This window comes from Streptomyces mexicanus, from assembly GCF_902506575.1.
Lineage (GTDB): Bacteria > Actinomycetota > Actinomycetes > Streptomycetales > Streptomycetaceae > Streptomyces > Streptomyces mexicanus.
The window spans coordinates 5,000,271-5,014,714 of the sequence record NZ_LR732544.1 but is presented as its reverse complement, the minus strand read 5'-3'; the positions used below and the strand labels follow the sequence as shown (position 1 = coordinate 5,014,714).

Annotated in this window: 12 protein-coding genes; 6 read left to right on the top strand and 6 right to left on the bottom strand. The window is 72.3% G+C overall.

Annotated elements, in window-relative coordinates; genetic code table 11:
- Both GV126_RS22575 and GV126_RS22570 read left to right on the top strand, forming a co-directional pair.
- On the top strand, positions 1 to 328 hold a 328-nt coding region (locus GV126_RS22575), incomplete at its 5' end, for an alpha-glucosidase C-terminal domain-containing protein (protein ID WP_201299865.1).
- A gap of 98 nt (positions 329 to 426) precedes the next feature.
- On the top strand, positions 427 to 1,878 hold the full coding sequence (locus tag GV126_RS22570) for a maltokinase N-terminal cap-like domain-containing protein (RefSeq protein WP_159674007.1): 1,452 nt from the start codon (positions 427 to 429) through the stop codon (positions 1,876 to 1,878).
- Between the two features lie 2,612 nt (positions 1,879 to 4,490).
- Here GV126_RS22570 and GV126_RS22560 read toward each other — a convergent pair.
- The 4 genes from GV126_RS22560 to GV126_RS22545 all read right to left on the bottom strand — a co-directional run bounded on the left by GV126_RS22560 (position 4,491) and on the right by GV126_RS22545 (position 8,198).
- Positions 4,491 to 6,761 carry a HelD family protein gene (locus GV126_RS22560; RefSeq protein ID WP_159674005.1) on the bottom strand — a complete coding sequence of 757 codons (2,271 nt, stop codon included), beginning with the start codon at positions 6,759 to 6,761 and terminating at the stop codon, positions 4,491 to 4,493.
- 146 nt (positions 6,762 to 6,907) lie between these two features.
- A complete protein-coding gene (locus GV126_RS22555; protein ID WP_202036384.1) occupies positions 6,908 to 7,243 on the bottom strand; it encodes a thioredoxin family protein in 336 nt (111 codons plus the stop codon).
- Entirely contained in the window at positions 7,240 to 7,686 is a 447-nt protein-coding gene (locus tag GV126_RS22550; RefSeq protein ID WP_159669781.1) for a MerR family transcriptional regulator, read from the bottom strand. The genes GV126_RS22555 and GV126_RS22550 overlap by 4 nt, the downstream gene beginning before the upstream one ends.
- A gap of 80 nt (positions 7,687 to 7,766) precedes the next feature.
- Positions 7,767 to 8,198 (bottom strand): ATP-binding protein, encoded by a 432-nt coding sequence (locus tag GV126_RS22545; RefSeq protein ID WP_159669779.1) that lies wholly within the window; start codon positions 8,196 to 8,198, stop codon positions 7,767 to 7,769.
- A 154-nt stretch (positions 8,199 to 8,352) separates the two neighbouring features.
- On the opposite strand from GV126_RS22545, the gene GV126_RS22540 reads away from it, so the two are divergent.
- The 3 genes from GV126_RS22540 (at position 8,353) to GV126_RS22530 (ending at position 10,921) form a co-directional block, all read left to right on the top strand.
- The gene (locus tag GV126_RS22540; protein WP_159669777.1) at positions 8,353 to 9,228 is read left to right on the top strand and encodes a helix-turn-helix domain-containing protein; all 876 of its coding nucleotides are present in this window, start codon (positions 8,353 to 8,355) and stop codon (positions 9,226 to 9,228) included.
- Positions 9,225 to 9,434, top strand: a complete 210-nt coding sequence (locus GV126_RS22535; protein WP_159669774.1) for a DUF397 domain-containing protein — start codon at positions 9,225 to 9,227, stop codon at positions 9,432 to 9,434. The genes GV126_RS22540 and GV126_RS22535 overlap by 4 nt, the downstream gene beginning before the upstream one ends.
- A gap of 92 nt (positions 9,435 to 9,526) precedes the next feature.
- Positions 9,527 to 10,921, top strand: a complete 1,395-nt coding sequence (locus GV126_RS22530; protein ID WP_159669771.1) for a VanZ family protein — start codon at positions 9,527 to 9,529, stop codon at positions 10,919 to 10,921.
- A 12-nt stretch (positions 10,922 to 10,933) separates the two neighbouring features.
- Here GV126_RS22530 and GV126_RS22525 read toward each other — a convergent pair whose 3' ends face one another.
- Positions 10,934 to 11,698: a DUF2127 domain-containing protein gene (locus tag GV126_RS22525; RefSeq protein WP_159669768.1), complete on the bottom strand. Its 765-nt coding sequence runs from the start codon at positions 11,696 to 11,698 to the stop codon at positions 10,934 to 10,936.
- A gap of 129 nt (positions 11,699 to 11,827) precedes the next feature.
- Positions 11,828 to 13,552, bottom strand: coding sequence for an MFS transporter (locus GV126_RS22520; protein WP_159669765.1), 1,725 nt, complete (start codon positions 13,550 to 13,552; stop codon positions 11,828 to 11,830).
- Between the two features lie 129 nt (positions 13,553 to 13,681).
- Here GV126_RS22520 and GV126_RS22515 point away from each other — a divergent pair, with 129 nt between their 5' ends.
- On the top strand, positions 13,682 to 14,338 hold the full coding sequence (locus GV126_RS22515) for a TetR/AcrR family transcriptional regulator (RefSeq protein ID WP_159669762.1): 657 nt from the start codon (positions 13,682 to 13,684) through the stop codon (positions 14,336 to 14,338).
- The last annotated feature ends 106 nt before the right edge of the window (positions 14,339 to 14,444 follow it).

Here is a 14,444-nt window from a genome sequence, read left to right as displayed (position 1 = left end):
CTCCTCGCTGCTGCACTGGACCCGCCGCATGATCGAGATCCGCAAGCAGAACCCCGCCTTCGGACTCGGCTCCTACACCGAACTGCAGTCCTCCAACCCGGCGGTGATCGCCTTCCTGCGCGAGTACGAGGACGATCTCGTCCTGTGCGTGAACAACTTCTCGCGGTTCGCGCAACCCACCGAACTCGACCTGAGCGCGTTCATCGGACGGCACCCGGTCGAGCTGTTCGGCGGGGTGCGCTTCCCGGCCATCGGGGAGCTGCCGTACCTGCTGACCCTGGCAGGGCACGGGTTCTACTGGTTCCGGCTGCGCAAGGACGCGGCCTAGGCGGCCCGGGGCGGGGCGGGCGGTTCCTCCCGCCCCGCCCCGGGGCACGCGTCAGTCACACCCGACCAGCGATTGGACGCGACGCCATGTCGGAAGCCATGTCGCAAGCCGTCACCCGCTCCACCACCGGTCCGGCCACCGCCGCCGGTCCCGGCCTGCTCGCGTCACTGGATCCCCTGCTGCGCGAGTGGCTGCCCCGGCAGCGCTGGTTCGCGGGCAAGGGCCGCCCGGTCACCGGGTTCTCGCTGGTCGCGGCCACCGAGCTGCTGCCGCTGGAGGGCAAGCTGGGCCTGTACCACCTGCTGGTGCGCGCCCACCAGCCGCTGGCGCCGGTGCCGGGCGCCGGCGTCGAGGACGGCATACCGCACCCCGGTGACTGCTACCAGCTGCTCATAGGCGTGCGCGAGGCGCTGCCGCCCCGGCTGGCGCCCGCGCTGATCGGCCACGTCCACGACGGCCCGCTCGCCGGCCGCACCGTGTACGAGGCCCTGTACGACCCCCGGCCCGCCGAGGTGATCCTGGAGGCGCTGCGCACCCAGGCCCGCATCGGCGGGCTGCGCTTCGTCCGGCGCGACGAGATACGCCCCGACCTGGTGCCGCGCCTGATGACCGCCGAGCAGTCGAACTCGTCCGTCGTCTACGGAGACACGTTCATCCTGAAACTGCTGCGCCGGGTGGTGCCCGGCACCAACCCCGACCTGGAGCTGCCGCTGGCGCTGGCCCGCGAGGGCTGCCCCCGGGTGCCCCCGCCCACGGCCTGGGTGACGGCCGAGGCCGCCGAGACGGGCGCCGAGGAGCCGTACGTCCTCGCGGTGCTCCAGCCGTTCGTGCAGGGCGCCACGGACGGCTGGGAGCTGGCGCTGCGCGAGCTGGCCAAGGGCGAGGACTTCAGCGCCGAGGCCCGGGCGCTGGGCCGGGCCACGGCCGAGGTGCACACCGCGCTGGCCCGGGCCCTGCCCACCGTCACCCTCGGCCACCTCCAGCTGCAGTCGCTGGTCGAGGGGATGACCGCGCGCCTGGAGGCGGCGGCCCAGGCGGTGCCCGCGCTCCGGCCGTACGCGCCCGCCCTGCACTCCGCCTACGAGGCGCTGGCCGACCTGGCCGCCGAGGGTCACACCTGGACCGCCCAGCGCGTCCACGGCGACCTGCACCTCGGGCAGTGCCTGCGCGCACCCGCCGGGGACTGGTCGCTGATCGACTTCGAGGGCGAGCCGGCCAGGCCGCTGGCCGAGCGGCGGATGGCGCAGCCGGCGGTGCGGGACGTCGCCGGGATGCTGCGCTCCTTCGACTACGCGGCGCACTCCGCGGGCGGGCCGCCCGCCCTGGAGTGGGCCGCGGCCTGCCGGGCGGCGTACTGCACCGGGTACGCGGAGGCCGGTGGGAACGACCCGCGCACCGATCCTGTCCTGTTGCGCGCCTGCGAGACCGACAAGGCGGTATATGAGGTGGTCTACGAGGCACGGCACCGCCCCGACTGGCTCGCGGTCCCGCTGTCGGCCATACGCCGCCTGGCCGGCCCGGGCCCCCCCCCGTCTTCTATACACATCTGACGCTGCCGCCGACTCCTTCTGTGGCGACCTTTCTTGCCGCCCCTTGCTTTCTAAACAATATACATCTCACTGTGCCTTCTACGGTACCTACTACCCTCCCTTCTGCCTATGTTCTGTATCCTTTTGACCTCCCTCTTGACCTTGTTTAACGGTTCGTCATTGTGTGGCTCGTGTCAGGTGGAGATTTACCACATGGTGACGATTAGTATAGCACCATCTGTAGACTTCACGTGGAGCTATGGTATGTTTTTTTTTTTTTCGCGATCCGCGTGCTACTGCGAACTCCACGTAAGGAGTCGTCGGCAGCGTCGGATGTGTATAAGAGGCAGCCCTCGTCCTCCGTCTCCCCCGCCGTCCCGTTCGAGGACCGGGAGCGGTTGATCAACGGGACGCACCACGACCCGCACGCCGTGCTCGGCGCGCACCCCGTGCCGGGCGGGATCGCCGTGCGGGTGTTCCGGCCGTACGCGCTGGGGGTGGCCGTGCACGCCGAGGGCGTGCAGGTGGAGCTGCGGCACGACGGGGACGGGTTCTTCTCGGCGCTGCTGCCGCTCGCGGAGGTCCCCGCCTACCGGCTGGAGGTGGCCTACGAGGGCACGGTGCTGCACACCGAGGACCCCTACCGCTTCCTGCCCACGCTCGGCGAGCTGGACCTGCACCTGATCGGCGAGGGGCGGCACGAGCAGCTGTGGCAGGTGCTCGGCGCGCACCCGATGACCCACCAGGGGGTGGAGGGCACCCGGTTCTCGGTGTGGGCGCCCAACGCGCGCGGCGTGCGGGTGGCCGGTGACTTCGACCTGTGGGACGGCACCGCGTACCCGATGCGGTCGCTGGGCGCGAGCGGGGTGTGGGAGCTGTTCGTGCCGGGCATCGGCGAGGGCGAGCTGTACAAGTTCGAGATCACCCGGCCGGACGGCTCCAAGACACTGCGCGCGGACCCGATGGCCCGCCGCACGGAGGTCCCTCCGGCGACGTCGTCGATCGTGCACGCCTCGCACCACGTGTGGGGCGACGAGGAGTGGCTGGCGCGGCGGGCGGAGCGGCCCGCGCACGAGGCGCCGATGTCGGTGTACGAGGTGCACCTGCCGTCCTGGCGGCCGGGCCTGACGTACCGGGAACTGGCCGAGCAACTGCCCGCCTACGTCAAGGACCTGGGCTTCACCCATGTGGAGCTGATGCCGGTCGCCGAGCATCCCTTCGGCGGCTCCTGGGGCTACCAGGTCACCGGCTTCTACGCGCCCACCGCGCGCCTGGGCACGCCGGACGACTTCAAGTACCTGGTGGACGCCCTGCACCGGGCGGGCATCGGCGTGATCGTGGACTGGGTGCCGGCGCACTTCCCGCGCGACGACTGGGCGCTGGCGCAGTTCGACGGGCGTGCGCTGTACGAGCACTCCGATCCGCTGCGGGCCGCGCACCCGGACTGGGGCACGCTGGAGTTCGACTTCGGCCGCCGCGAGGTGCGCAACTTCCTCGTGGCCAACGCCCTGTACTGGTGCGAGGAGTTCCACATCGACGGGCTGCGCGTGGACGCCGTGGCCTCCATGCTCTACCTGGACTACTCGCGCGAGCCGGGCCAGTGGACGCCGAACGTGCACGGCGGCCGGGAGAACCTGGACGCGGTGGCGTTCCTGCAGGAGATGAACGCGACCGTGTACCGCAGGGTGCCGGGTGTGGTGACCGTGGCGGAGGAGTCGACGGCCTGGGACGGGGTGACCCGCGCGACCCACCACCGGGGCCCGAGCGGCTTCGGCGGGCTCGGGTTCGGGCTGAAGTGGAACATGGGCTGGATGCACGACTCGCTGCAGTACATGAGCCACGATCCGATCCACCGCCGGTACCACCACGGCGAGATGACGTTCTCGATGGTGTACGCCTACAGCGAGAACTACGTGCTGCCGATCTCCCACGACGAGGTGGTGCACGGCAAGGGCTCGCTGGTGTCGAAGATGCCCGGCGACTGGTGGCAGCAGCGCGCCAACCTGCGCGCCTATCTGGGCTTCATGTGGTCCCACCCGGGCAAGCAGTTGCTGTTCATGGGGCAGGAGTTCGCACAGGGCGCCGAGTGGTCCGAGGCACGCGGCCCGGACTGGTGGCTGCTGGACCCGTCCTACGGTGCGGCGGCCGACCACCGGGGCGTGCTGGACCTGGTGCGCGACCTGAACGCCGTGTACCGCGCGACGCCCGCGCTGTGGGCGCGGGACGTGCACCCCGACGGCTTCCAGTGGATCGTCGGGGACGCGGCGGACGACAACGTGTTCGCGTTCCTGCGCTACGACGACCGGGGCTCCCCGCTGCTGGCGGTGTCGAACTTCTCCTCCGCGGTCCGCCCCGACTACCGCCTCGGCGTCCCGGACGACGTGCCCGCCTGGGCGGAGGTCCTCAACACCGACGCGGCCCGCTACGGCGGCAGCGACGTCGTGCACCCCGACCCCGTCAAGCCGGAGCCGCAGGGCTGGCACGGCCGCCCCGCGAGCATCCGGCTGACCCTGCCCCCACTGGCCACGGTGTGGCTGCGGCCGGCGTAGGCACCGTCGTTCGGACCACAGCCGCCGGTCCGGACCAGAACCTCAGGCCCGGACCGGAACCGCCTTTCGGACCGGAACCGCCGGTCAGGCCAGGGCCTCGGCCAGCGGCGCCGGCAGCTCGCCGGTGTGCAGCACGCCGAGGCGCTGGGTGGCGCGGGTCAGGGCCACGTACAGGTCGCTGGTGCCGTAGCGGGCGGGCTCGACGACGAGGACGGAGTCGAACTCCAGGCCCTTGGCCTGGCGCGGGTCCAGCAGGACGACCGTGCGGGTCAGGTCGGGCTCGGTGCCGGCCGTGACCCCGTCCAGCCGGGCGGCCAGCGCGCGGTGCAGGGCGCGCGGGGCGATCACCGCGAGCCGGCCCTCGTCCGGGGTCAGCTCCGCCACGGCCTTCTCCACGGCGCCGGGCAGGTCGTCCGTGGCGCGCGCCCAGGGCCGCACCCCGGTCGAGCGCACGGAGCTCGGCGGCCGGAAGTCCGGGTTCTCGGCGCGGACCACGGCCGCGGCGACGTCCATGATCTCTGCGGGCGTGCGGTAGTTGACGCCGAGGCGGGTGTGCTCCCAGCGGTCCTCGACGTAGGGGGCGAGGATGTCCTCCCAGGAGCCGACACCGGCCGCCTCCGCGGTCTGCGCGGGGTCGCCGACCAGCGTCATCGAGCGGGTGGGGCAGCGCCGCATCAGCAGCCGCCACGCCATCGGCGACAGCTCCTGCGCCTCGTCGACGATGATGTGCCCGAACGCCCAGGTCCGGTCGGCCGCGGCCCGCTCGGCGGCGCTGCGGTGGTCGGCCTCCTCGTGGCGCTCGGCGAACCGCTCGGCGTCGATGATGTCGTGCGCGGACAGGACCTCGGACTCCTCGTCGTCCTTGTCCTCGAACTCGTACGTCCGCGACGCGTACGACACGTCCAGCACACCTTGCGCGTAGGCCACCTGCGTCTCGCGCTCGGCCTCGGCGCGGGCCCGGGCCGTCCGGTCGTCCTCGCCCAGCAGCTCGGCGGCCTCGTCCAGCAACGGCACGTCGGCGACGGTCCAGTGGCGGGTCACCGGCCGGCGGACGGCGGCGGCGTCCTCGGCGGAGAGGTACCCCTCCGGCTCGGCCAGGAAGTCCGCGACCAGGCGCTGCGGGGTCAGCCGCGGCCACAGCTGGTCGATGGCCGCCCACACCTCGGGGTTCTCGGCCAGCTCGTCGCGGATCTGGGTGATGTCGGCGGCGTCGAGCAGGCTGGAGCCGTCGTAGGGGTCGGTGCCGACCCGCTCGGCGTACAGGTCGGTGAGCGTGTTGAGGATGTGGCCCTCGAAGTGCTCGCGGGCCGCGTTGTGCGGCAGCTTCGCGGCGCGGGTGCGGTCGCGGGCCACCCGGACCAGGTCGTCGTCGAGCATCAGCACCTCGCGGTCGTGCTCGATCGGGATCACCGGGTCGGGCAGCGCCTGCCGGTCCCGTACGACGGCGGCGAGCACGTCGGCCATGTCGGCGCGGCCCTTGACGGCCGCGGCCTCGGGGGTGTCGCCGGCCGTGGCCTTCACGCCGGGGAACAGCTCGCCGACGGTCGCCAGCAGCACACCGGTCTCACCGAGCGAGGGCAGCACCTCGCCGATGTAGCCGAGGAAGGCGGGGTTCGGGCCGACGATCAGCACTGCGCGCCGGGCGAGCAGCTCGCGGTGCTCGTAGAGCAGGTACGCCGCCCGGTGCAGGGCGACCGCGGTCTTTCCGGTGCCCGGGCCGCCCTCCACCACGAGCACGCCGCGGTGCGGGGCGCGGATGATGCGGTCCTGGTCGGCCTGGATGGTGCGCACGATGTCGCCCATCCGGCCGGTGCGCGCGGAGTTCAGCGCGGCCAGCAGCACCGCGTCGCCGGTCGGGTCCTCGTGGCCGGTGCGGGTGGTGTCGCCCAGGTCGAGGATCTCGTCGTGCAGGGAGGTGACCCGGCGGCCCTCGGTGGAGATGTGCCGACGGCGGCGCAGCCCCATCGGGGTGTGGCCGGTGGCCAGGTAGAACGGCCGGGCGACGTCCGCCCGCCAGTCGATCAGGATCGGGGTGCGCTCGGCGTCGTCGGCGCGCAGGCCGATCCGGCCGATGTGGTGGCCGGTGCCGTCGGTCAGGTCGATCCGGCCGAAGCACAGCGAGCCGTCCACGGCGTTCAGCGCGGCGAGCACCGCCGAGCGCTCCGCGACGAGGATGTCCCGTTCCAGCCGGGCCTGCATGGGCTTGTCGCCCTGCGAAAGCGCGTCCGCGACGGCGGCCTCGGTGGCACCGCGCAGCGCGTCCACGTGCGCGTACAGGCCGTCGATGAATTCCTGCTCCCGCCGCAATTCACCGTCGTGAAATTCGGTGTTTGACAATTCCGCTCCCGCCCGGATATACTGTGCTCAGTAAGGCTTCTTGGTGACCCGACTTTCCGGAAGTCACGAATCACCGAATATACGCAAGGAAATCCCCCGAACGCAATTGCGCGGGGGATTTCCTTGCGTCCGGGCGAGCGTCCGGCCTGCTCCGAGGGCGCTGATCAGAGCACGTCGGCCAGCTCCTCCAGCAGCCGCCGCTTGGCCCGCGCCCCCACCATCGACTTCACCGGCTCCCCGCCCCGGAACACCATGAGCGTCGGGGTCGCCAGCACGCCGTGGGCGAGCGTGGTCCGCGGATTGCGGTCCACGTCCACCTGCACGATCTTCAGCCGGTCGCCCTCTTCCGCGGCGATCGCCCCGAGCACGGGCGCCAGCTGCCGGCACGGCCCGCACCACTCGGCCGTGAACTGCACCAGCACCGGCAGCTCCGCCTGAAGCACCTCGGCCGCGAAGTCCGCGTCGGTCACCTCGGCCACCCCGGCCACCTGCTTGATCATCGCTCCCGCCCTTCCGGCGCCCCCTGGGGCACCAGCTCGCACCTGGGTTCCGGACCCCCCGGAACCAGCGCCTCGGCCACCAGCGCGTCCCGCGCCCTCTCGGCGCGCGCCAACTGCCCGGCGACCCTCTCCCGCACCGCCCGCAGCTCGCCCATCAACGCGTCCAGCTCGTCCAGCTTGCGCCGGTAGACGGCGAGCGAGTCCGGGCAGGAGTCGCCCTGAGGGTGCCCGGCCCGCAGGCACTCCACGAAGGGCCGCGTCTCCTCCAGTTCGAACCCGAAGTCCTGGAGGGTTCGGATCTGCCGCAGCAGCCTCAGGTCCCGCTCGTCGTAGACACGGTGCCCCCGGGCATCCCGCCGCCCGGGCAGCAGCCCGCGGGCCTCGTAGTACCGCACCGCCCGCGCCGTGGTCCCGGCCCGCTCGGCCAGCTCACCGATTCGCATGAGCACGACCGTAGGGCTTGACGTCGGCGTCAAGGCAACGGGTGGGCGCCGCCCGTGCCCGGGCGAACGCAGCACCCCGCTCAGATCGCCCGCGCCCTCACCTCCGCCCACACGGTCTTGCGCGGCGGCGGGCCGGAGACGACGCCCCAGCGGTCGGCGAGGGCGTCCACGAGCAGCAGGCCGCGGCCGGACTCGGCGTCGGCGGCAGCCGGCCGCACCCGGGGCAGCCGGTCACCGCGCGTGTCGGTGACCTCGATCCGGAGGGTGTCGCCGACGACGTACAGCAGCAGCCGGAAGTCCCGGCCGGGGACGCGGCCGTGGGTGGCGGCGTTGGCCGCCAGCTCGGCGACGATGTGCTCTGCCGGGTGCAACGGCAGGCCCCAGGTGCGCAGTTGCTCGGCGGCGAGCAGACGGGCGAGGCGGGCACCGCGGGGCGTCGGGGACAGTTGCAGGCTGAAGTTGCGGACGGGACCGCCGAGTCGGGACGGCGGGTCGGTGATTTCTCGGTTCACGTCACCCAGCGTGGCGGCTTCCGCCTACCGTGATGCGTGAGGGGGCGGTTGCGTAGGGTCACTGTCCAGTGGTTGTCCGGTGCTGTCCTGGCTGTCCTCACCGTTGGCACGGGTAGGGCGCCGAGGTGCGGTGCGGGACGAAGGAGGGGCGCGGATGTCGCAGGAGGAGCAGGCCGTAGGGCTCAGGAGCGAGGCGGACGAGCCGGGGTGGGAGGTGGACCCGGACGACGAATGGGGCGTGGCGGTGATCACCACCGTGGGGCGGCAGTTGAAGCTGCGGCGGGAGGCGGCCGGGATGCGCGCCGGCGAGTTCGCCAAGGCCGTGGGGTACAGCGAGGACATGGTGTACAAGATCGAGGGCGGCAAGCGCATCCCCCGGCAGGAGTACCTGATCGCGGCCGACGAGTTGCTGAACGCGGACGGACTCATCGCGGCGACCTGGGAGGACGTGAAGAAGGTCCGGTACCCGAAGAGGGTGCGGGAGCTGGCGAAGCTGGAGGCCCAGGCGGTCGAGATCGGGGTGTATGAGTGCAACAGCGTCCACGGGCTGTTGCAGACGCCGGAGCACGCGCGGGCCGTCATCGGCGCGGCCCAGCCGCCGTATTCGCCCGATGACGTCGAGCGCATGGTGGCGGCACGGCTGGCCCGACAATCGGTCTTCGACCGCGATCCGGCGCCGTCGATCCACTTCGTCCTGGAAGAGGGGGCCCTACGTCGTCCGATCGGGGGCACAATTGTGTGGCGTCACCAGCTCGAACGGCTGCTGGAGGTGGGGCGGTTGCACAACGTCGTGCTGCAGGTGATGCCGATGGACTGCGACACCCACTCGGGGCTGGACGGCCGTATCGAGCTGCTTAAGTTCGCGGACGGCACTGCAGTGGGTCGCGCCGACGGCGCGTTCAACGGCCGACCGACCCACGATCCCCGGCGCCTACGCATCCTTGAGCTGCGGTATGGCACCATCCGGGCTCAGGCACTCTCGCCCCGGGAGTCGCTGGCCTTCATCGAACAACTGCTGGGAGAGACATGATCCGCAAGCCCACCACCGGGGACACCTCCGAGCTGGCGTGGTTCAAGAGCAGCTACAGCAGCGGCAACGACGGCAACTCCTGCGTCGAGGTCGCCCACGCTCCCGGCACCGTCCACGTCCGCGACTCCAAGAGCGTCGGCGGTCCTCAGCTCGCCCTCGCCCCGGCCGCCTGGGCCGACTTCGTGACCTACGCGTCGCGCGGCTGATCCGAAACCGACCACCCCACAGGCCCCGTCTGGTCAGGCGGGGCCTTCGCCGTCCCCTGTCCTGCTCGCTCCGACACGCAAGGGACGTGCCCGTGTTCACCGCGATATTCCGCGATCAGGTCGGCTACCTGGCCGCCTGCACTGTGACCGCTCTCGTGCTCGCGGGCGCGGCCTGGGTACTCGCCCGCAGGCTGGGTGCCGCGCACGGGGGGTGGTGGTCGGGCCTCGCCTTCACCCTCACCGGCGTACTGGGTGTCACGTTCATGGACGCCGGCCGGGCGAGCGGTGAGTGCGTCCTCAACCACCGGTTCGCCGAGCCGTTCCACACCACCCAGGGGCTGTGGAACCTCGCCATGACGGTGCCGGTCGGCTTCCTCGCCCTGATGGCCGTCCGGCGTCCGCTGCCCGCCCTGGTCGGCGTCGTCGTGCTGCCGCTGGGCATCGAGTTCACCCAGGCCACCGTGGACGGTCTGGGGCGCGTGTGCGACAGCTCGGACGCCGAGATGAACATCCTGGGCGGACTGGTGGGCTGGACCGTCGCCGCGATCGTGCTCACGGCCCGCCGGACGGTCGTCTGGCGGGCCGGGCTGAAGGGCGCGCTGATCGCCTCGCTCGCGTTCCTGGTCCTCGGCACGGGAGTCGCGCGCCCGATGCTCGCTTACACGAACGTGGACGGCACCGGCCTGTCCGCGGCCGACCCGGAGCAGAAGCGGGCCATGGAGGCCGCCGTGCGGAAGGCGTTCGGCGATCGGTACACGATGGGCCGAGTCTATGCGCAGCCGTGCACGGGAGCGCCGTGCACGAACATCGTCTCCATCCTGCTCAGCCGCGGGAAGGACCATCCGCAGGAGTTCGGTAACGGCACCCTGTCCTGGCCGGACAAGAGACACCTGAACGTGGTGCTGGAGGACGGGGACCGTCTCACCGTCATGGGCTACCCGGTGGCCGGCGCGAAGGCGCCGACGCGCGCCCAGGACGCCTACCGCGTGGCCGAGTCCTACGCCCGGCAGCGGTACCCGTGGGTGGCGGACGCGGACGTCCGGCGGACCTCTCCCGTGGGCGAGAAGGCCCGGCAGGGCTGGGTCACCCGCTGGCGGTGGACGCACAACGGCGTGCTGATGCCCAGGATGCTGGACGTCCAGGTGGACAGGGCCGGACGCATCGCGCAGATCGACGTCACCCTGGGCCCGTCCCGGGTGGACCTCGCGCGGGCCAGGATCGGCGCCCGGCAGGCCGAGGAGGCGGTCCGCGAGGAAGTGACCGCACGGCTGCGGCGCAATGGGAACGCCGACGCCGCGTTCGAGGTCAAGGCCCTCAAGCTGAAGGCGGTCTCCCAGGACGGCGTCTGGACGCCCCAGTGGCTCGTGCAGGTGACGGACGATGTGAGGCCGGCGCCGGACGACACGGCGCAGGAGCCGTACTCCGGTGACCGGTACCGCGTGAACGCCCTCAGCGGAGAGGTGTTCGACTACGACACGGCCGACTGAGGCCCCGCCCGCTCAGACCAGCGCGCCCGCCGACTCCTCCACCTCCAGCAGGGAGGCGCTGCGGCGTTCCTCGTCGAAGGCGCGGCGGCCGCCGCGCAGGCCGAAGAGGCGTTTGGCGACGGCGATGTAGAGGACGGCGAGGATGTTGAGGACCAGGGTGGCGATCTTCAGGGCGCTGACGTGCTCCGTCAGCTCGTAGATCTCCAGCGGCAGGAACGCGGCCGTGGCCACCACCGTCAGGTACTCCGCCCAGCGCTTGGCGTACCACAGGCCGACCGCCTCGATGATCTCGATCAGCGCGTAGGCCAGCAGCAGGGCGGCCACCAGGAGCAGGGTGGAGTGCTGGTAGCCGAAGGTCTTCTGGATGGTGCCGACGACCGGCGAGTGGTCGAGGTCGTAGTGGAAGTGCCGGAAGACCGGGCGGAAGACGTCCAGGTACTCGTCGAACAGCCGCCGGACCGCGTCCTTGCTGTTGCTGAACTTCCAGACGGCCACCGCCGCCAGGACGATGAACACCCCGCGCACGGCCCGTTCGAGGGCCAGGAAGCGCAGGACGAACAGGTCCCGCAGCACCTTGCCGCGCGGCACCAGCGGGGCCTCCGCCGCCGGGCCCGCGCCGTGCGGCTCGCCCAGGACGAAGTCGCCGCAGCGCAGGCAGCGCCACACCTCGCCGAGCGCGGTCTGGGCGTGCAGCCGGATGCGCAGCCGGGGGTCGTCCGGGGCGTAGGTCACATGCCCCTTGCGCGCGCAGGTGCGCCGGTTCCAGTCGATCGCCATCCCCCGAGTGCCTCCATCCACGTGCGGGACCGGATGTGCACGGCCGTGCCGTGACCGGTTGTTTCCGGCCACGGCACGGTAGTGCGTCGGGGTAAGAGACGCAGGCCCAGGGGTGTCAGTTCACCGGTGTCAGTTCACCCGGTCGTCCACCGGCTGCTTCGTCTCCTTCGTTCCCTTGGTCTCCTTCGCCGCTTCGTCCGCGTCCGTCGGTTCCGCGTCCGTCGGTTCCGCGTCCCGCCGGGTTCCGCGCGGCAGCAGCAGGGCCACCACGACGGTGCCCACGCCGAGGATCACGGCGCCGACCAGGCTGGTGTGGGCCACCGCGTCCGCGAAGGCGGAGCCGACCGCGTCCTTCATCTGGCGGGCGCCCTGGGCGAGTTGCCCGGCCTGGGCCTTGAGCTGGGCGGCCTGGTGGGGGTCGGTGGCGTGGGCCGCCTGCGCGGCGAGCTGCCGGGCCTTCGCCCCGATGCCCTGGGCGACGGCGTATCCGGCGCCGACGGAGTCCTGCGCGGTGGCCAGGGCGCTCGCGGGGAGCTTGCTGCCGGCGACGGCGTCGGAGAGCCGGCCGGAGTACGCCGTGGACAGCAGGGAACCGAGGATCGCGATGCCGAGGGAGCCGCCCAGTTCCAGCGAGGTGTCGTTCACGGCGCCGCCGACGCCCAGCTCGGACTCCGGGAAGGAGCCCATGATCGCGTCGGTGCAGGGGGACAGCGCGAGACCGATGGCCAGGCCCAGGATGATCAGGGGGGATACGAAGTCGCCGTAGGAGGAGGTGCCGTCCACCCGGGTGAGCAGGGCGAGGGCGGCGGTGCCGCCGGCCATGCCCGCGGAGACCGTCCACTTCATGCCGACGCGCGGGGTGAGGTAGCCGGTCAGGGCCGAGCCGACGAAGACGGCGCCCGCCAGCGGCAGCATCCGCACGCCGGTGGCCAGGGCGTCGTAGCCGAGGACGAACTGCAGGTGCTGGGTGAGGTAGTAGAAGGCGCCGAAGACGGCCAGGAAGAACAGGGCGACGGCCAGGTTGGCGCCGGCGAAGCGGCGGGCGGTGAAGCGGCGCACGTCGAGGAGGGGCCGCGGGTGGCGCAGCTCCCACAGGACGAAGGCCACCAGGCCCGCGCCCGCGACGACCGCGGCGGTGACCGCCTTGGTGTCCCAGCCGAAGTGCGGCCCCTGGATGATCATGTAGACGAGGGAGCCGGTCCAGAGCACGGACAGCAGGCCGCCGACGTAGTCGATGCGGTCCTGGTGACCGGCCCTGGAGGGCGGGACGAGGGCGAAGGCGGCCACCAGGGCCACGGCGGCCACGGGCACGTTGATCAGGAAGGTCGAGGCCCAGCCGTGGTCCTTGAGCAGGGCGCCGGCGACGACCGGGCCGGCCGCGATCGCAAGGCCCGCGGTGGCCGTCCACAGGGTGATCGCCTTGGCACGTTCGGCGCGCGGGAAGGTCGCGGCGAGCAGGGAGAGCGTGGCCGGCATGATCAGCGCGGCGCCGACGCCCATCACCGCGCGGGCGGCGATGACGGTGGCCGCGCTGCCGGCGAGGGAGCCGAAGACGGCGCCGCCGCCGAAGACCACCAGGCCGAGGACGAGCGCGCCGCGCCGGCTGTACTTGTCGCCGATCGCGCCGAGCAGCAGCATCAGCGCCGCGTACGGCACGGTGTAGGCGTCGATGACCCACTGCAGGTCGGCGCTGGACAGGCCGAGATCGCGGGTCATCTCGGGTGCGGCGACCGTGAGGGCGGTGTTCGCCATCACGATGATCAGCAGGCTCAGGCAGAGCACGAGGAGCGCCCACCAGCGCCGGGCGTAGGGGCGGTCCATCCTTTCGGCCGGTTCGGTCAGGACGAGTCGCATGGCTCAGGTCGCCTTCCTCGGATGCGCGACGGGGGTACTGCACAGCGAGTTGCACAATGACGTGCAACTACACATCCTTGTGCAAGGTACGCCTCTGCACACCACTGTGCAAATCCGCGGGAGGGCAGAATGTCAGCCATGACCACGGGTAACACCAGCCGCGCCGACGCGAACCGGCGCCGCATCCTGGACGTGGCCCTCGCCGAGCTGCTGCGGGACCCCGACGCGTCCATGGACCAGATCGCGCGCGCCGCGGGTGTCGTACGGCGCACGGTGTACGGCCACTTCCCCAGCCGCGAGGCCCTGATCGGCACGCTCGTCGACGACGCGGTGCGGGCGCTCGCGGACGCGCACGCGGCGGGACGGGCCGGAGTGGAGGACCCGGCGGAGGCGGTGGCGCGCTCGGTGCTGGCGATCTGGCCCATCGCCGACCGCTACCGGCTGCTGGTGGCGCTCGCCCAGCGCACGGTCACCATGCAGGGCATCCGCGAGCGGCTGGCCCCCGTGCGCGGCGAGACCGTGGAACTCCTCCAGCGCGGGCTCGACCAGGGCGTGTTCCGCTCCGCGCTGCCCGCGCCCGCCCTCGCCTACGTGCACGAGCAGGTGCTGTTCGCGCTGATGGAGGCCGTGAACGACGGCCTGGTGCCGGCCGGCGAGGCGGGCCGCGCGGCGGCGACGACCGTCCTGACCACCGCGGGGGTGCCGGCGTCACCGGCCGGGGCCCTGGTCAGCAGGATCGCCGACCGCGCGGACGGGGAGAACACGCGAGCGGCCGGGCCCACCTGAGGTGGACCCGGCCGCTCGGCCGCGTGGGGCGGGGGTGCGGACGGCCGGACGCCCGGCCCGGGTTCAGGCGGGGCCGGGCGTCCGGAGTCGGGGGCGGCGCGGACGG